Source organism: Pseudotabrizicola sp. (assembly GCF_030684215.1).
GTDB lineage: Bacteria > Pseudomonadota > Alphaproteobacteria > Rhodobacterales > Rhodobacteraceae > Pseudotabrizicola.
Map to the genome: position 1 here is coordinate 39,324 of NZ_JAUXOV010000036.1, position 16,624 is coordinate 55,947.

17 protein-coding genes, 1 tRNA gene and 1 other annotated feature are annotated in these 16,624 nt (G+C 61.7%); of the genes, 12 read left to right on the top strand and 6 right to left on the bottom strand.

What is annotated here, in order from left to right; genetic code table 11:
* The first annotated feature begins 20 nt into the window (after positions 1-20).
* From Q8K08_RS05480 to Q8K08_RS05495, 4 genes are all read left to right on the top strand, one after another.
* Positions 21-1,151: an extracellular solute-binding protein gene (locus Q8K08_RS05480; RefSeq protein ID WP_305249424.1), complete on the top strand. Its 1,131-nt coding sequence runs from the start codon at positions 21-23 to the stop codon at positions 1,149-1,151.
* 73 nt (positions 1,152-1,224) lie between these two features.
* Positions 1,225-2,091 (top strand): ABC transporter permease, encoded by an 867-nt coding sequence (locus Q8K08_RS05485; protein WP_304799253.1) that lies wholly within the window; start codon positions 1,225-1,227, stop codon positions 2,089-2,091.
* 2 nt (positions 2,092-2,093) lie between these two features.
* Complete coding sequence (locus tag Q8K08_RS05490; RefSeq protein ID WP_305249425.1) at positions 2,094-2,918, top strand: ABC transporter permease; 825 nt, start codon at positions 2,094-2,096, stop codon at positions 2,916-2,918.
* 5 nt (positions 2,919-2,923) lie between these two features.
* A complete protein-coding gene (locus tag Q8K08_RS05495) occupies positions 2,924-3,736 on the top strand; it encodes a metallophosphoesterase (RefSeq protein ID WP_305249426.1) in 813 nt (270 codons plus the stop codon).
* A 193-nt stretch (positions 3,737-3,929) separates the two neighbouring features.
* On the opposite strand, the gene Q8K08_RS05500 is transcribed toward Q8K08_RS05495, so the two are convergent.
* Positions 3,930-4,004: transfer RNA gene (locus Q8K08_RS05500), tRNA-Thr, on the bottom strand.
* Between the two features lie 124 nt (positions 4,005-4,128).
* Between Q8K08_RS05500 and Q8K08_RS05505 the strand changes: the two genes are divergently transcribed.
* From Q8K08_RS05505 to arsJ, 8 genes are all read left to right on the top strand, one after another.
* Positions 4,129-4,332 carry a hypothetical protein gene (locus tag Q8K08_RS05505; protein ID WP_305249428.1) on the top strand — a complete coding sequence of 68 codons (204 nt, stop codon included), beginning with the start codon at positions 4,129-4,131 and terminating at the stop codon, positions 4,330-4,332.
* A gap of 8 nt (positions 4,333-4,340) precedes the next feature.
* Positions 4,341-5,615 carry a UDP-N-acetylglucosamine 1-carboxyvinyltransferase gene (murA, locus tag Q8K08_RS05510; RefSeq protein WP_304799497.1) on the top strand — a complete coding sequence of 425 codons (1,275 nt, stop codon included), beginning with the start codon at positions 4,341-4,343 and terminating at the stop codon, positions 5,613-5,615.
* Positions 5,612-6,085 (top strand): DUF2948 family protein, encoded by a 474-nt coding sequence (locus Q8K08_RS05515; protein ID WP_304799494.1) that lies wholly within the window; start codon positions 5,612-5,614, stop codon positions 6,083-6,085. Before murA ends, Q8K08_RS05515 begins: the two co-directional genes overlap by 4 nt.
* 58 nt (positions 6,086-6,143) lie before the next feature.
* Positions 6,144-6,201, top strand: a sequence feature (sul1 is cis-regulatory element that is thought to sense ions involved in sulfur or methionine metabolism; They are found in Alphaproteobacteria).
* 71 nt (positions 6,202-6,272) lie between these two features.
* On the top strand, positions 6,273-7,763 hold the full coding sequence (locus tag Q8K08_RS05520; protein ID WP_305249430.1) for a SulP family inorganic anion transporter: 1,491 nt from the start codon (positions 6,273-6,275) through the stop codon (positions 7,761-7,763).
* A gap of 11 nt (positions 7,764-7,774) precedes the next feature.
* Positions 7,775-8,629 carry a universal stress protein gene (locus tag Q8K08_RS05525; RefSeq protein ID WP_305249431.1) on the top strand — a complete coding sequence of 285 codons (855 nt, stop codon included), beginning with the start codon at positions 7,775-7,777 and terminating at the stop codon, positions 8,627-8,629.
* Between the two features lie 123 nt (positions 8,630-8,752).
* Positions 8,753-9,601, top strand: coding sequence for a metalloregulator ArsR/SmtB family transcription factor (locus Q8K08_RS05530; protein WP_304799488.1), 849 nt, complete (start codon positions 8,753-8,755; stop codon positions 9,599-9,601).
* A gap of 4 nt (positions 9,602-9,605) precedes the next feature.
* Positions 9,606-10,613, top strand: coding sequence for an ArsJ-associated glyceraldehyde-3-phosphate dehydrogenase (locus tag Q8K08_RS05535; RefSeq protein ID WP_305249432.1), 1,008 nt, complete (start codon positions 9,606-9,608; stop codon positions 10,611-10,613).
* Positions 10,614-10,696: 83 nt separating this feature from the next.
* Positions 10,697-11,944, top strand: coding sequence for an organoarsenical effux MFS transporter ArsJ (gene arsJ / locus Q8K08_RS05540; protein WP_305249433.1), 1,248 nt, complete (start codon positions 10,697-10,699; stop codon positions 11,942-11,944).
* On the opposite strand, the gene Q8K08_RS05545 is transcribed toward arsJ, so the two are convergent.
* The 5 genes from Q8K08_RS05545 to Q8K08_RS05565 are packed head-to-tail and all read right to left on the bottom strand — an operon-like array spanning position 11,931 to position 16,597.
* The gene (locus Q8K08_RS05545; protein ID WP_304803740.1) at positions 11,931-12,617 is read right to left on the bottom strand and encodes a PIG-L deacetylase family protein; all 687 of its coding nucleotides are present in this window, start codon (positions 12,615-12,617) and stop codon (positions 11,931-11,933) included. The genes arsJ and Q8K08_RS05545 overlap by 14 nt on opposite strands.
* A gap of 3 nt (positions 12,618-12,620) precedes the next feature.
* Complete coding sequence (locus tag Q8K08_RS05550) at positions 12,621-13,880, bottom strand: amylo-alpha-1,6-glucosidase (RefSeq protein ID WP_305249434.1); 1,260 nt, start codon at positions 13,878-13,880, stop codon at positions 12,621-12,623.
* An 11-nt stretch (positions 13,881-13,891) separates the two neighbouring features.
* Positions 13,892-14,929, bottom strand: a complete 1,038-nt coding sequence (locus Q8K08_RS05555; RefSeq protein ID WP_305249435.1) for an ABC transporter ATP-binding protein — start codon at positions 14,927-14,929, stop codon at positions 13,892-13,894.
* Between the two features lie 10 nt (positions 14,930-14,939).
* Positions 14,940-15,758 carry a carbohydrate ABC transporter permease gene (locus Q8K08_RS05560; RefSeq protein ID WP_304796988.1) on the bottom strand — a complete coding sequence of 273 codons (819 nt, stop codon included), beginning with the start codon at positions 15,756-15,758 and terminating at the stop codon, positions 14,940-14,942.
* Positions 15,755-16,597, bottom strand: coding sequence for a carbohydrate ABC transporter permease (locus Q8K08_RS05565; protein ID WP_305249436.1), 843 nt, complete (start codon positions 16,595-16,597; stop codon positions 15,755-15,757). Before Q8K08_RS05565 ends, Q8K08_RS05560 begins: the two co-directional genes overlap by 4 nt.
* Positions 16,598-16,624: the final 27 nt, after the last annotated feature.

The window sequence follows — 16,624 nt, forward strand, 5'->3', positions numbered from 1 at the left end:
CCCACAGCGGAGACTTGCCAATGAAACGATCAATTGTTCTGGGAGCGGCCTTCACCGCCGTCCTAAGCCTTCCCGTTGCCGCCCAGACCCTGAATGTGGTCACAGCAGGCGACACCAACATGGTGGATTACATCAATGATTACCTCGGCCCCTTGTTCGAGGAGCAAAACCCCGGCGTGACCGTGCGCGCACTGGGCACCGGTCCCGGTGATGGCGGCAGTCAGGCGTTGTATGAAAAGCTGTCGGCGCAAAAGGGAAATGACGTCTGGGATGTCGATGTCGGCGTCGTGCATCAGCGCATGGCCGGGCAGATGGTGTCTGAAGGCCTGCTACAATCCTACCGCGACCGCGCCGCAACCGGCTCTCTGGTCACTGCAGACAGCGCAGAAAACGCGCTGGGTGTTGATGTGGGTGGCTATGTGATGCCAATGTTCCAAAGCCAGATCGCCATTGCCTACAACCCGGCGCTGGTCAGCGCCCCGCCGCAAAGCTATGCCGAGCTGGCGGATTGGGCAGCGGCGAACCCTGGCCAGTTTGGCTATAACGGTATCACTGGCGGCATGGCGGGCGTGGGCTTTGTCTTTGGCTGGATGTATGCGTTTTCCGACATGTCCGAGACTCTGCGCAACGGCCCGTTTGACGCCGCCGCCGCCGCCAACTGGACCCCAGCGCTGGAGGGGCTGAAGCAGTTCAACACGGTCGCTACCATCACGCCGGGCAACGCCGGCACGCTGGATGCGATGAACCGGGGCGAAATCGCGATGGGCCCGGTCTGGATGGATATGTTCTATACATGGGTTGCCGATGGCCGCCTGAATCCGGATCTCAAGCTGTTGATCCCCGCGCCGGGCATGCCGGGCCAGCCAATGTATTACGTGGTGCCGGATAAGGCCGCACAGACGGATCTGGCGGTCAAGTTTATCGAACTGGCCACCTCGCCCGAAGTGCAGGCCGAAGGCATCGTGCGCCGGTTCAACTGGCTGCCGGGCATCGATGCCAATGCAGTCAAGGAAAACCTGACGGTCGAGGAATGGGGCGTGCTGTTCACTGATGTCTCACCCGAAGTGCTTGCCGAACGCGGTCTGTCGATGCCGCAGGCCGATTACTTCCGCACGATCCTCGAAAGCTATGAACGGCAGGTCGCCAACTGATGCCGATGCCGGGGCGCGGCACTGCCCGCGCCCCGGCTCTTTCGAATTGGACGTTTCAGAAAGGCTGCGCCTGATGCCCACAGCTGACGCCACCCCATCGCCATTGCGCGGGAAGCTTCCCGGTCTTTTGCTGATCGCCCCCGCGCTTTTGGCGATTGCGCTTTTATATGTGGTGCCGCTGGCCAGATCGGTGATCTTTGCCTTTCTTGATCAGGATGGCGGGCTGACAACGGCGCATCTGCGCACCGCAATCGAGCTTTATGGCCGCGATATAGTCTTTACGGTGCTTGTGGCGCTGGCTTCGCTGGCACTGATCTCTGTCGTATCGATTGCGATTGCGGGCTATCTGACGCTGGGGGCCACCCCTTGGGCGGTGACGGCGCTGCGCTGGCTGTATCGCTGGCCGTTGTTCATCCCCTTTATTGTCGCCGGCCAGACTGCGCGCAGCTTTCTGGCGCGCAATGGTCTGATGAACAGCTTGCTGATCGACTCTGGCCTGATGGACCAAGCCACCGCGCAAAGTCTGCTCGACTGGCGCGGGCTGGTGCTGACATTCGCATGGAAACAAGTGCCGTTTGTGACGCTGCTGCTGGCCGGAGCAATGGCCTCTGTTGACCGCTCCACGGTTGAGGCTGCGCGCAATATGGGGGCAGGGCGCCTGCGCTGCCTAATCGAGATTTTGCTGCCACAGGTGCGCGGAACGCTGCTGGTCGGGCTGATCCTGTCGCTGGTCACGATCATGTCGGTGCTGTCAGTGCCGATGATGGTGATAGCCGGAAACCCCACCATGATGACCTCGATGATGGCGCACCGCGTGACTTATTACGGTGATTATGCGGTGGCCAATGCGTTGGGGCTGTTCTCCTACCTGATCACGGCCGTCGCGGCCTATGCCTATCTGCGGATGACCCTGAACCAGCATAACGAAGGGGCGCGCTGATCATGACCATGGCAAGCATCGCACGGCGCGGGGCCGCAAACCTGTTACCCGCCCTGATGATCGGGATCTGCGCCTTTGTTGTGTTTGGCCCGCTGACCAACCTTTTTATGTGGGCTTTTGCGGAAAAGTGGTTCTTTCCCGCGCGCTATCCGACGGAATACGGGTTCGACTTCTGGCAACGGGTGTTCCGTCCGCGTGCGGGTGCCTGGACCTCGCTGTTCTCATCGGTCTGGATCGCGCTGGCTACGGTGGCGCTGTCGATGGCGCTGGCGGTCCCGGCGGGTTATGCGCTGGCGCGGCTGGCCTTGCCCGCGCGAGCGTTCATCATGCTGATTTTCCTTTTGCCACAGGCGTTTCCCAGCTTGCCGATCTTTGTGAACATCGCGAGGATGTTTTATGGATTTGGTCTGAACGGCACCTATTTGGGCGTGGTTCTGGTCCATTCGTTGCCGGGGCTGGTCTATGCGGTCTGGATCGCCACTGCGGCCTTCGGTGCCGTTGATCGCACGATGGAGGAAGCCGCCCGCAACCTTGGCGCCGGACCACTGCGCACATTCCGGGATATCACGCTGCCACAGGCGTTTCCCGGTCTGATCGCCGCATCAATCTTTGTCTTTCTGGACAGCATCGACGAATTCACCGGCACATTCTTTGTCGGCACCCCCGACATCTCGACGCTGCCAATCTTGATGTTCAACGCCTCTATGGGTGGTAATTACCAGATCGCCTCGATCACCGCGCTGGTCCTTCTGGTGCCGTCCATCGGCTTCATGTTGGTGATTGAACGGTTCCTCAAGGCCGATGTGCTGTCGCGGATCGGGAGGTGACGGGCATGCTGATCGCGCATCTGTCCGACCTGCACATCTCGGCAGGCCCCCCCGAAACCGCACCTGTGCGGCGCGATGCCCCGGACATGGCCCGGCTAATCGTGGCCGATCTGATGGCGCTGCCCCAGCGCCCCGATGCCGTGCTGATCACCGGTGATGTGGCGGACGGCGGATCGGTGGCCGATTATGATCTGGTGCGCAGGATCCTTGCGCCGCTGTCAATGCCGGTGATGGTGGTGCCGGGCAATCACGACAGGCGCGGGCCGATGCGGGAGGCCTTTGGCGGCATGGTCCCCTATGCTTCGCCAGACGCCCTGTCTGCGGGCACGCTGCATTTCGAGGCCCATGTCGCGGGCGCGCGCATCATCGGGCTGGACAGTCTGGTGCCGGGTCGTGTCGAAGGCGTTCTGGACACTGCGCAGCTGGACTGGCTGGAGCATCGTCTGGCAACTGGAACGGCACCTGTGTTTTTGATGCTGCACCATCCACCGTTTCCAACCGGCAACGCCCATTGGGATGCCAGCGCCTTGCAAAAAGGGAGGGAGCGGCTGGGCCAGATTGTGCAGGCATGTCCCGCCCCAGTGCGCCTGCTGTGTGGACATGTGCATCAAGCGTTTCACACGCAATGGGCGGGGGGCTATGCGGCCGTGGGGGGCAGCCCTGCGTTCCAATATGGCTTTGGCTTTGACGAAAGAGCCGAGCCGCCGCTGATCGATGCGCCCTATGCGTGGTGGATGCATCACCAAAGAACCAACGGCAGCTTTGCGGTGCATCCACGGGTTGTGACCTTGCCCTCGCGCAACGACCTGCCACGCTGACGCCGCCCGCAGCGGCGGCGATGTAGCGCCGTCTTGAGGTGATCCGCATTCCTATCCCCTGTCCCCGGCGATGCCGGTCGCGGTCCAGCAGGTCAATGGCGCACCACAGCGCACTTGCACCGTCGCACACTTCACAAAGCGGGCTGAATGACAGTCTGGCCCCGGATTTTCATCAGAAAGTCATGTGGTTAAATGGTGCTGTGAGAGAGGATTGAACTCTCGACCTCTCCCTTACCAAGGGAGTGCTCTACCACTGAGCTACCACAGCATCGGCACTGTCCGACGGGTTTCGTCGGTGCGTGGCGGGTGATTAGACGCAAACGCTACGGGGTGCAAGCCCCTTTTCTGGGCCTCTCTGGACCAATTCTGCGGGCTGGGGTATAGCGGCTGCGATGACAGCGAAAATCGGAAAAACCCAAGGCAGCAAAGCCCCTTTGACCGCCGCCGAAGTGCGTGAAGCGCGGCTCAAGGTGGCGTTGAAGGCCAATATGGCGCGGCGTAAGTCGCAGGCAAAGCAGCGTGGGACCGAGAAAAAATTGCCGGAGCCAGACTTCGGGGCAGAGTCGGACAATCGTTCCGGCACACACAAAGAGTAGGGCAGGGCATGGATTCGATTCTGGTCAAGGGAAACGGCGCGCTGAACGGGGTGATCCCGATTGCGGGGGCAAAGAATGCGTGTCTGACGCTGATGCCGGCCACACTGCTGTCGGAAGAGCCGCTGACGCTGACCAACGCGCCGCGCCTGTCCGACATCCGCACTATGACGCAGTTGCTGGAATCGTTGGGGGCCGAGGTGGCCAGCCTGGCTGACGGACAGGTGCTTGCCATGTCCAGCCACACGATCGACAACCATACCGCCGACTATGACATCGTGCGCAAGATGCGCGCCTCTATCCTCGTGCTGGGGCCGATGCTGGCGCGCGACGGGCATGCCATTGTGTCGCTGCCCGGCGGTTGTGCTATTGGCGCGCGCCCCGTGGACCTGCACCTTCAGGTGCTCGAGGCGATGGGGGCAGCCCTTGATCTGCGAGACGGCTATGTTCATGCGAAAGCCACTGGCGGACGGCTGCGCGGCGCGGTGTTCGAATTCCCCTTCGTCTCGGTTGGGGCCACGGAAAACGCGCTGCTGGCGGCGACTCTTGCCAAAGGAACCACAGTCTTGAAAAACGCCGCGCGTGAGCCGGAAATCGTCGATCTGGCGCGGTGTTTGCGCAAGATGGGCGCGCAGATTGACGGTGAGGGCACCAACACGATCACCATTCAAGGTGTGGACCGTCTGGGCGGGGCCACCCACCCGGTGGTGACTGACCGGATCGAGCTTGGCACCTATATGCTGGTCCCTGCGATCTGCGGCGGCGAGGTGGAATGTCTGGGCGGCACGCTGGAACTGGTCGGCGCTTTTGCCGAAAAGCTTGATCAGGCCGGGGTGTCCGTGACTGAAACGCCGCGCGGTCTGAAGGTCAGCCGCAAAAATGGCCGGGTGTCGGCTGTCAATGTGACAACCGAACCCTTCCCCGGTTTCCCGACTGATCTGCAAGCGCAGATGATGGCGCTGTTGTGCACTGCTGATGGTGTCAGCGTGCTGGAAGAAAAGATTTTCGAGAACCGCTTTATGCACGCGCCGGAACTGATCCGCATGGGCGCAAAGATCGACGTTCACGGCGGAACGGCCACGGTGACCGGGGTGGATAAGCTCAGAGGTGCGCCGGTCATGGCGACCGACCTGCGCGCATCGGTCAGCCTGATCCTTGCGGGTCTTGCTGCCGAAGGCGAAACCGTGGTCAGTCGCGTGTATCATCTGGACCGCGGCTATGAAAAGGTCGAGGAAAAGCTGAGCGCGTGCGGCGCAAAAATTGAACGGATCAGTGACCGGGTATGACAGATGCTCGGTTTGAAGATGGTGATGAACGCCCCCTGCGCCTGATTGCGCAAGAGGCGGACGACATCCCGGTCATGGCCGCGCTGGTGCAGGATGCGGTGTTTCCGATTACTGAAATGCGCCATGATGCAAAGGCCCGCCGCTTTGCCATTCTACTGAACCGCTTCCGCTGGGAAGATCAACCCGCAGCCCAGGCGGCAAAGCGCCCCTATGAACGGGTGCGCAGTTTGTTGGTGATCGAAGACGTGCTGCGCCTGCGCAGCAACGGCATTGACCGCACGGACCGTGACACGGTGCTGTCAGTCCTGACGCTTGATTTCACACCGGGCGTTGACGGTATGGGCACCCTGACCCTTACGCTGGCAGGTGACGGGGCCATCGCGATCGAGGTCGAGGCGGTCAGCCTGCGACTGGAAGACGTGACCCGCCCCTATGTCGCGCCCTCTGGCAAGGCACCTTACCACGGTTGACGCGCACTGCTTGCGGGTTGGCAACCCGCGCAAATGCCGCTAAGGCAATCACAGCGAACATGGAGCCGGGTGCAATTCCTGGCTGGCTCTTCCGGCCGCCGATCCGCCGGACCACGTCTTACAGACCCTGACTGATCATCGGCATGGCGGCCTATGTCGTATCGGTCTGGAACGGAACAAAACAAACATGATTTCTATTGATGCATACCGCGATCAGTGGTTCGGCAATGTCAGGGCCGATCTGTTGTCGGGCCTTGTTGTGGCCCTTGCCCTGATCCCCGAGGCAATTGCCTTTTCCATCATCGCGGGGGTGGACCCCAAGGTGGGGCTTTACGCCAGCTTTTCCATCGCCGTGCTGATCGCTTTTGTCGGCGGGCGGCCCGGCATGATTTCGGCTGCCACAGCCGCGACGGCGGTGCTGATGGTCACGCTGGTGCGCGATCACGGGCTGCAATATCTGCTGGCCGCCACCGTTCTGGCGGGGCTGTTGCAGATCGGCATGGGCCTTTTGCGCTTGGGCTTTGTGATGCGCTATGTGTCGAAATCGGTGATGACCGGCTTTGTCAACGCGCTCGCTATCCTGATCTTCATGGCGCAATTGCCGGAACTGGACCCGACAAAGGTGACATGGCTCACCTATGCGCTGGTCGCTGCGGGTCTGGCCATCATCTACCTGTTTCCCTATGTTACCAAGGCCATACCCTCGCCGCTGGTCACCATTGTCGTGCTGACCGCACTGGCGCTGTTCTTTGGCTGGGATGTGCGCACCGTGGGCGATATGGGCGAACTGCCCGACACCCTGCCGGTGTTCTTGATCCCCGATATCCCGCTGACCCTGAAAACCCTGCAGATCATCTTCCCCTACGCACTGGCCGTGGCCGTTGTCGGCCTGCTGGAAAGCCTGATGACGCAGAACATCGTCGATGATTTGACCGATACCAAATCCGACCGCAATCAGGAATGTATCGGCCAGGGCATCGCCAACACCGCCACCGGCTTTATCGGCGGCATGGCAGGCTGCGCCATGATCGGCCAATCCATCATCAACGTCAAATCCGGCGGACGCGGGCGCTTGTCCTGCTTTGCTGCAGGGGTCTTCCTGCTGATCTTCTGCGTCGGTCTTGGCGATTGGGTCAGCCAGATCCCGATGGCCGCGCTGGTTGCCATCATGATCATGGTCAGCATCGGCACCTTCTCATGGTCATCAATCAAGGCGCTGAAAACGCATCCGAAATCGTCCTCCATTGTCATGTTGGCCACCGTGGTTGCCGTGGTTTACACCCACAACCTTGCCATCGGTGTGCTGATCGGCGTGCTGCTCTCTGGCATCTTCTTTGCCGGCAAAATCTCGCAACTGTTCCGGGTGACTTCGACCATCACCCCGGATGGCCGCACGCGCACCTATACGGTCGAAGGCCAGATGTTCTACGCCTCGGTCGAAGATTTCATGAACGCTTTCGACTTCAAGGAGGCGCTCGACCGGGTAATCATCGATGTGACCAACGCCCATATCTGGGACATCTCCTCGGTGCAGGCGCTCGACATGGCGGTGCTGAAATTCCGCCGTGACGGGGCCGAGGTCGAGATCAAGGGCATGAACGAAGCATCAGAAACCATCGTCGACAAGCTTGCCATACATGACAAGCCGGGCGCGATGGACAAGCTGATGGCACATTAAGGGGCGTGGATATGACACAGAAAATCATCGCACTGGTTGACGGCTCGACCTATTCGGCATCGGTCTGCGACCACGCCGCATGGATCGCGGGACGCACCGGCGCTGCTGTCGAGGTGCTGCACGTTCTGGGCCGCCGTGAGGGGGTCGACAAACAGGATCTGTCTGGCACCATCAAGCTCGGTGCCCGCACCGCGCTGATGGAGGAACTGGCGGAACTCGATGCGCAGCGCGCCAAACTGGTGGTGCACCGTGGCCGCGCGATCCTTGAGGATGCCCACGCCATTCTGACCCGCGCCGGGGTGGCCGAAATCACCACCCGTCTGCGCAATGGTGATATCGTGGAAACCGTCGCCGAGATCGAAGCTGATGCCAGCCTGATCCTGATCGGCAAGCGCGGAGAGGCGGCGGATTTCGCCAAGGGCCACCTTGGATCGAACCTCGAACGCATCGTGCGCGCCAGTCACAAGCCGGTTATCGTGGCCTCCCGCGCGTTCCGGCCGGTGCAAAAGGTGCTGGTGGCTTATGACGGCGGCGCCTCGGCGATGAAAGCCATCGATCACATCGCCGGCTCGCCCCTGTTCGCTGGGCTGCAAGTGACCGTGGCAACAGTCGGCGCACCATCCGCAGAGGTGAAAAAGGGCCTCGATGACGCAAGCGCCATGCTCCGCGCCGCCGGGCTTCAAGCTCAGACGGCCATCGTAGAGGGGCAGGCCGAAACCGCACTTGCCAAGATGGTCGAGGCTGACGGCTTCGACATGCTGGTAATGGGGGCTTACGGCCATTCGCGCATCCGCTCGCTGGTGATCGGCTCGACCACCACAGAAATGTTGCGCGCCTGTAAAGTGCCTGTCGTTTTGGTCAGGTAACATCGGCCCGTCACACCTGACACAGCCAGCAAAGACCAATCCCGGGCGGTTGATTTTCATTCAACCCGCCCTGTCATCAAACCTTCACTGGACCGGCGCAAACCATTCCATTATTCTTGAATTATGGAATCAATTCGCGCCGCCCAAGCCTTCGCCATCCTCGGTCACCCCGGTCGCCTTGCCGTGTTTCGGCTCTTGATGCGCTTTGCCCCGCGCGGCGTGCGCCCGACTGAGATTGCCGATGCGCTGGACCTGCGACCCAACACCCTGTCTCACCATCTGGCCGACCTGACCGCCTGCGGTCTGGCGAAGGTCGACCGACAGGGCAGGTCGCTGTTCTATTCGGTCGATCTTGGCACCACCGAGGGCCTCATAGGCTATCTCGCGCTTGATGTCGGTCGCGCCCGCCCCGATCTTCTTGGCCCCCTCCAGCCCATCCTTGAGGATATCATGCCCCATCAGAACACTGATTTCGATGTGCTTTTCATCTGCTCGGGCAACTCTGCCCGCTCCATCTTTGCCGAAGTGCTGCTGCGCGATCTGGGGCGGGGTAAATTCCAGTCCTTCTCGGCTGGCACCCGGCCCAATACCGAACTCAACCCTTTTGCGCTCGATGTGCTCAGGCGCAACGGCCATGATGTTTCAGGCCTGCGCTCCAAACATATCTCGGAATTCCAGCAGCCCGGCTCGGTCGAGATGAATTTTGTCTTCACCGTTTGCGACACAGCCGCTGCCGAAGATTGCCCGCCGTGGCCCGGCCAACCGATCACCGGTCATTGGGGCTTGCCCGACCCTGCACGCGCCACCGGCACCGACGCCGAACGGGCGCTGGTTTTTTCCCAGACCTACGCCGCCCTGCGCCGTCGCATCGCGGCCTTTGTCGAGCTGCCCTTTGACCAACTGACCCGCCTTGCGCTGCAAACCCATGTCGATGCCATCGACGCCGACGCTCTGACACACACAAAAGGCTGATCCCATGCCCCGTATCGCCCTCAACGGCCTTGGCCGAATTGGCAAACTCGCCCTGCGCAACCTGATCGACTGTGGGGCGGGCGGCGACATCGTGCTGATCAACGACCCCGCAGGAGACGCCGAACAGCACGCCCTGCTGATGGAATTTGACTCGGTGCACGGCCGCTGGCCCACCCTCGTCAGCCATGAGGATGGCGCGCTGATCCTCAGCAGCCAACGCATCCGCCTCAGTCATGAGAAAACCATCGACGCCCTGCCGCTGGCAGAGCTTGGCGTCGACCTGGTGATCGATTGCACCGGCGTCTTCAAAACTGCCGCCAAACTCGCGCCCTATTACAAGGCCGGAGTGAACAAGGTCGTGGTCAGCGCCCCGGTCAAGGATGGCGGCGCACTGAACCTTGTCTATGGCATCAACCACCACCTCTATGACGGCACCCAGACCCTTGTTACCGCAGCGTCCTGCACCACCAATTGCCTCGCCCCGGTGGTCAAGGTCATCCACGACTCTTTCGGTATCAAACACGGTTCGATCACCACGATCCATGATGTGACCAATACCCAAACCATCGTCGACCGCCCTGCCAAGGATATGCGCCGCGCCCGTTCGGCACTGCTGAACCTGATCCCGACCACCACCGGCTCGGCCACTGCCATCGCCCTGATCTATCCCGAACTCGCCGGCCGTCTGAACGGTCACGCCGTCCGCGTGCCGCTACTGAACGCCTCGCTCACCGATTGCGTGTTCGAGGTCGACCGCCCCACCACCATAGCCGAGGTCAACGCCCTGTTCAAAACCGCCGCCGATGGTCCGCTCAAAGGCATCCTTGGGTACGAGACCCGCGCGCTGGTCTCCTCCGATTTCACCAACGACCCGCGCTCGGCCATCATCGACGCTCAATCCACCATGGTGACGGGCGGTACACAGGTCAAACTCTACGCATGGTATGATAATGAATGGGGCTATGCCTGCCGACTGGCCGACATTACCCGCATGGTCGCAAAGTCCCTCTGACCGCCTCATTTTCTGTTAGAAAATATCCCGGGGGGTCCGGGGGGCTGGTCCCCCGGTCCGACACCGGTCCAAGGAACCACCCGATGACCGATTTAAACCCCCTGCGTGCCTATGCCTCGGTCACGGCCGCATATTGGGCCTTCATGCTGTCAGACGGCGCGCTGCGGATGCTGGTCCTGCTTCATTTCAACGCGCTTGGCTTCTCTCCGGTGCAACTGGCGTGGCTGTTCCTGCTGTACGAGGTGGCAGGCATCGCGACCAACCTCGGTGCGGGTTGGCTCGCGGCGCGCTTTGGCCTCGCGGCCACGCTTTATGCCGGGCTGGCCTTGCAGATCGCCGCACTTGTGGCACTGGCGCAGCTTGATCCGGGGTGGAGCGTTGTGGCCTCGGTCGCCTTTGTCATGGCGGTGCAGGGGATGTCGGGCGTGGCCAAGGATCTGGCCAAGATGTCGTCGAAATCCGCCGTCAAACTGCTGGCCCCCGCGACCGATGGCGGGTTATTCCGTTGGGTTGCGGCGCTGACCGGATCAAAGAACGCGGTCAAGGGGTTTGGCTTTTTCATTGGTGCGGCTCTGCTTGGCCTTGCCGGGTTCCATGCGGCGGTCTGGGGCATGGCTACGGTTCTTGCCATTATCCTGACCGCGGTGGTGCTGTTTCTGCCGGCGGGCCTGCCGGGCCGGATGAAGTCCGAGGACGGCTGGGGCGGATGGCGCTCCAAAGACGCACGCGTCAACCGGCTGTCACTGGCCCGCATGTTCCTGTTCGGGGCGCGAGATGTCTGGTTCGTTGTCGGCATCCCGATCTATTTTCAGGCCGTTCTGTCCGATGGCACCAGCGAGGGCCGGCGCGAGGCGTTCTTTCTGGTCGGCGGGTTCATGGCGGTCTGGATCATCGCCTATGGCGCGGTGCAGGCGTTTGCCCCGCGCATCCTTGGCGGCAAGGCCCAGTCAGAGGCGCAAACCACCGCCAAGGCGATCTTCTGGTCTGGCCTGCTGGTCCCGATCCCTTTTGCGCTGGCCGCTCTGGCCTATGTCGCGGGCGAACCCGCGCCTTGGCTGACCGCCACCCTTATCCTGGGGCTGTTGGCGTTTGGCTTTGTCTTTGCGATCAATTCCGCAGTGCATTCCTACTTGATCCTTGCCTTTGGCGCGGCAGAACGCATCACCCGCGATGTGGGCTTTTACTATATGGCCAATGCGGCAGGGCGGCTGATCGGCACGCTTTTGTCGGGGCTCAGCTATCAGATCGGCGGCTTGACTCTTTGCCTTGTGACCGCCGGGGTGATGGCGGGGGCAAGCTGGTTGGCCGCGCGCAGGCTCAGACAGATGTGACCGCCCGCAGCCCGATAGGGCGCAGCATTGGCGCGGGGGGTAGCAGCGCACGGATATCGGCAAAGGGAAAGCGCGGCTCAAACCGGTACGCCTCGGCCCGCGCAGTCACCGGGGCATTGCACTCGCCCGCCCGGAACCCGGCCTGACGGATGGCCGTCAGCACAAAGCGTTCCGGATCTTGGCTCGCGTGCGCGCGGATGGCGGTCTCTTTGGCGCCCCAATGCGCGGTCACGTCCACCCAATGCGTGGGCACAAACCCGGTGCCGTTCAGCGTGTCCATCCACAAGACTGGCACCGTGAACCCCGCCGCCTGTGACGCCGCCATCGACAGCGCGCGGTGGTCGGCGTGATAGTCATTCGGCGCATGGGTCAGCAACAGGTCGGGCTGCACCTCGGCAATCAGGCCGCGCAAGGCGTCTTCCAGCGGCGCATCGGCCCGCAGGCCGCCATCTGGAAAGCCCATCAGGCGCGGCAGGCCCAAGGGGGCGAGTGCCGCGACCGTTTCCACCGCCCGCACCTTGCGCAATTCATCCGGCGGATGGGTGCCGCCCTTGGCCCCATCGCTGGCCACAGCCAGCACCAGATTTGCCCCCATCTCCGCCCATGCGGCAAGCGTGCCATAGGCAAAAATCTCCAGATCGTCGGGGTGCGCGCCGATCGCCAGTATCTTCACCGCTCACGCCTCCATTGACAAAAACTCCAGCACCATCGCCGCCGTCCATGTGAACCGACCACCGCCCAAAGGCTCGCCCGTCATGGGATCGTAATATTCAGCAAAGCCGCTTGTGCGGATCAGATCAAGGCTGGAGGCGGTGATCTTGTCCGCCGCCTCTTGCGCGCCAGCCCGCGCCAGCCCATCCGCGATCATGTAATTCACCACCAGCCACACCGGCCCGCGCCAATAGCGCTTGGCGTCAAAACGCGGGTCCGATGGCGGATGGCTGGCCACGCGAAACCGTGTGCCATGTGCGTCAATGGTGGCTGCTATCGCCTGCGCCCGCGCCGACGGAATGGCACAAAACGCCGCCAGCAAACCCCCGATGGAGGCCGAGTCGATCAGCGCCCCCGTCACCCGGTCGCGGCACAGATATTGGCCATGCGCGTCCGACCACAGGCCTTCCATCGCCGCCAGCCCGCGCGCGGCAAAGGCGCGGTTCTCGGCGGCAAGGGCGGTTTCCCCCAACCCCTCGGCCAGATCGGCCAGATCGGCGCTGGCGCGGATCAGGATGGCGTTGAAACCGGGATCAACCACCTGAAACGGTGACGCATCATGCAGTTTCGTTGTGTCCCAGCCCAGCCCCCGGAAATGCTCGACCAGCCACAGATAGCGGTCGTATTGCTCTTTGGTCGGGCGATGTGCGGGGTCTGCGTGCTGGGTATCGCGGCGGGTATAGGGGCTGATGCCATCTGTCGGCACCCGGTCAAACGGCGTGTCCCAATCGATGGAATTATCGCGCCCCGCCTCCCACGGGTGCAGGATCGCGACCAGACCTGTCCCTGCCGGATCGCGGGTCGCGTAAAACCAGCGGTGCCACGCGGCAACCTTTGGCAACAGCACCCGCACGCGGGTCTCTGCCGCCGCCTTGTCGCTGGCCAGATCATACAATCGGCGCAGCGCAAAGCCCGCAACTGCTGGCTGGGTGATGCCAGATGTTGGCACCGGGCGGTTTGTGGCCCAGACATCGGGGCCGGGGAAATAGCCGTCATCGTGTTTGTGAAACACGATATGCGGCACCATTCCGCAAGGCCATTGATGCGCAAAAAGCGTGTCAATCTCGGTCCAGGCGCGCGCCTCGTCAAAGTGCCTTTGCCCAAGGGATGTCAGGCACGAATCCCAGTTCCATTGGAACGGATACAGCCCCTTGGTCGGCACTGTATAGCTGCCACGGTCATTTTCGCGCAGGATTTCAATGGCGTTTTCGGTAAGACTTGTCATGGCAGACACTTTCAGCACAGGGCGGTTTGGGTGGCGGGGTCGAACCAGCGGATGCGGTCCGGCACCGGGGCAAGGTGGATCACATCACCGGGACGCGGCATCAGCGTGCTTTCCAGCACGGCGCGGAACGGTTGACCCGCAACGGTGGTGGTGACCAGCGTATGGGGGCCAAGCGGTTCCACCACGCGCACCTCGGCGGGCAGGCCGTGGTCTGCGGGGTGCAGGTCTTCGGGGCGGACGGCAAATTCGGCGGCTTGCGCGTGGGGTCCGTCATAGGTTTGCCCCGCCACCTGCCATTTGCCCGGACCGACAGGCGTGGCGGTGAGGAAATTCATCGGCGGGTTACCAATGAAACTGCCGACAAAGCGCGCGGCGGGATTGCGATACACCTCGACCGGATTTGCGGCCTGCACGATGCGCCCGCCGTTCATCACCGAGATGCGGTCGGCAAGGCTCATCGCCTCTACCTGATCATGAGTCACATAGATGGTTGTCGTGTTCGACTCCGCCAGAACCCCCTTTAGCTCGGCCCGCATCTCAAGGCGCAACAGCGCGTCAAGGTTGGACAGGGGTTCGTCCATCAAGATCACGTCCGGCTCCATCGCCAACGCACGCGCCACCGCCACACGTTGCCGCTGACCGCCCGACAACTCGCCCGAATAGCGCTTCAAAAGCTGCTCGATATGCATCAGTTCTGCTGTGCGCGTGACCCGGCGCGTCACCTCGGCCTGATCCATCTTTTTCATCCGCAACCCGAATGCGATGTTTTCGAACACTGTCAGATGCGGAAACACGGCATAGTTCTGGAACACCATCGCAATGCCACGCTCACGCGGGGGCAGATGATCCACCCGCCGCCCGCCGATCCAGACCTCGCCTGCTGTCGGCGTCTCCAGCCCGGCGATGATGCGCAAAAGCGTGGTCTTGCCACAGCCCGACGCGCCCAGAAGCACCATGAATTCCTGATCGGCAATCGTCAGATCAACCGAGTGCAGGGCAGTAAACGCGCCAAAATTCTTGGCAACCTGCTTGATTTCGATAACGGCCATGATGACCCCCTTAACGGTTGGCGATGCCCCACATCGCAAACAGGTATTTGCGAACGGCAAAGATGAAGAACAGGGCAGGCAGCACCAGCGCCGCCCCGCCCGCGAATTTCAAAGGCAAGGGGGAAACATCTAGACTTTGCAGCAGAAATGCCGTCAGCGTGCGGTTTTCCACCGTCAGCACAGCGGCGGCAAAGACCTCGTTCCAGCTGATGACAAAGGCAAACACCGCACTGGCGGCAATGCCGGGGGCAGCAAGCGGCAAGATCACTTTGGTAAACGCCTGCACCCGGTTGCAGCCCAACGTCCACGCCGCTTCTTCCAGCTCTAACGGGATGCCGGAAAACAGCGAATAGGTGATCAGGACGGCAAACGGCAGCGCCAGCGTGGTATGCACCAGCGCAAGCCCGATAATCGTGTCATCCAGCCCCGTGCGAATGAACATCACCGCCAAGGGCAGCGCCAAAAGCGGCAGCGGAAAGGCGCGTGTCATCACCACCAAAAAGCGGAACGTCTCTTTGCCGGGAAAATCAAACCGCGACAGCGCATAGCCCGCTGGCGCGCCAACCCCGATCGACAGGATCATGGTCAAGGCCGCCACTTTCACCGAATTCCACAGCGCATCAATCACGCCGGAAAAGCCGAAAAAGAACGACAGCGACGCCAGATCAAACGACGGGATAAAGCGCTTGGGAAACCCCGTCACCTCGGCAGGGGCTGAAAGGGCGTTGACGAACAACAGCCAGATCGGCAGGAGAACCCACAGGATCAGCAGGGCAACGCCTGCGATGAAAACGCGGTTGCCCGCACGGCGCACAGATGGTTCGCTCATACCCTTGCCCCCTTTGGCACATGCAAAAGACGCAGGATCAGAATGGTAAACGCGACCGACACCGCCAGAATGACCATGGCATAGGCCGCCGCGACCCCGCGTTCTTGCATGGCAAACTGCCAGTGATAGGTCTCGCTCATCAGCACCGGCAGCTGTGTGCCGCCAAGCGCCACGACCACAGCAAACACCTCAAACGCCAGAATTACCCGCAAGATCAGCGCGGTTTGCAGGCTGGGTTTCAGCATCGGCAGCGTCACCCGGCGAAACTTCTGCCAGCGCGACGCGCCAAACACATCCGCCGCCTCGCCATATTCCTTGGGGATCAACCCCATGCCCGCCACCAGAATGACCATCATGATAGCGGTCGCGCGCCAGACTTCGGCCAGAGCGATGGCGATGAAAATGACCCATGTGTTCTGATAGCCCAGCAACAGAATGGGCCGGTCCACAACCCCAAGCCCCACCAGCAGACTGTTCAAAAACCCCGATTGCTCAAACACTGACAGCCAGATCAGCCCCGCCGCCAGATCGGAAATCCCCAAGGGAATCGCGAAAATATACAGGATCGACGACCGCCCGCGTTGCAGCTTGGTCACGATGCTGGCCATGGTCAGCGCCATCGCCAATTGCACCGGCACCACCACGGCGGCCAAAAGCATGGTATTCCAGAACGCCGTTGAAAACTTCCAGTGCCCGGCCATCCGGGTGAAATTCTCCAGCGTGTAGACGCCGCCCCGCATGACAGAGTCATGCGCGACCTGCACAAAGGGATAAAGGAAAAACAGGCACAAAAAGGCCGTTGCAGGCAACAGCAGCAAATATGGAAGCAGACGCGGCATGGCCCTTGTCCTTCGCAATTGAATGGG

Bases quoted from the DNA above. Each gene is read 5' to 3' on its own strand.
- Q8K08_RS05495 (WP_305249426.1), top strand. From the start codon at position 2,924: ATGCTGATCGCGCATCTGTCCGACCTGCACATCTCGGCAGGCCCCCCC.
- arsJ (WP_305249433.1), top strand. From the start codon at position 10,697: ATGACCGATTTAAACCCCCTGCGTGCCTATGCCTCGGTCACGGCCGCA.
- Q8K08_RS05565 (WP_305249436.1), bottom strand. From the start codon at position 16,597: ATGCCGCGTCTGCTTCCATATTTGCTGCTGTTGCCTGCAACGGCCTTT.
- Q8K08_RS05560 (WP_304796988.1), bottom strand. From the start codon at position 15,758: ATGAGCGAACCATCTGTGCGCCGTGCGGGCAACCGCGTTTTCATCGCA.
- Q8K08_RS05525 (WP_305249431.1), top strand. From the start codon at position 7,775: ATGACACAGAAAATCATCGCACTGGTTGACGGCTCGACCTATTCGGCA.
- Q8K08_RS05550 (WP_305249434.1), bottom strand. From the start codon at position 13,880: ATGACAAGTCTTACCGAAAACGCCATTGAAATCCTGCGCGAAAATGAC.
- murA (WP_304799497.1), top strand. From the start codon at position 4,341: ATGGATTCGATTCTGGTCAAGGGAAACGGCGCGCTGAACGGGGTGATC.
- Q8K08_RS05485 (WP_304799253.1), top strand. From the start codon at position 1,225: ATGCCCACAGCTGACGCCACCCCATCGCCATTGCGCGGGAAGCTTCCC.
- Q8K08_RS05480 (WP_305249424.1), top strand. From the start codon at position 21: ATGAAACGATCAATTGTTCTGGGAGCGGCCTTCACCGCCGTCCTAAGC.
- Q8K08_RS05555 (WP_305249435.1), bottom strand. From the start codon at position 14,929: ATGGCCGTTATCGAAATCAAGCAGGTTGCCAAGAATTTTGGCGCGTTT.
- Q8K08_RS05520 (WP_305249430.1), top strand. From the start codon at position 6,273: ATGATTTCTATTGATGCATACCGCGATCAGTGGTTCGGCAATGTCAGG.
- Q8K08_RS05515 (WP_304799494.1), top strand. From the start codon at position 5,612: ATGACAGATGCTCGGTTTGAAGATGGTGATGAACGCCCCCTGCGCCTG.
- Q8K08_RS05530 (WP_304799488.1), top strand. From the start codon at position 8,753: ATGGAATCAATTCGCGCCGCCCAAGCCTTCGCCATCCTCGGTCACCCC.
- Q8K08_RS05535 (WP_305249432.1), top strand. From the start codon at position 9,606: ATGCCCCGTATCGCCCTCAACGGCCTTGGCCGAATTGGCAAACTCGCC.
- Q8K08_RS05490 (WP_305249425.1), top strand. From the start codon at position 2,094: ATGACCATGGCAAGCATCGCACGGCGCGGGGCCGCAAACCTGTTACCC.
- Q8K08_RS05505 (WP_305249428.1), top strand. From the start codon at position 4,129: ATGACAGCGAAAATCGGAAAAACCCAAGGCAGCAAAGCCCCTTTGACC.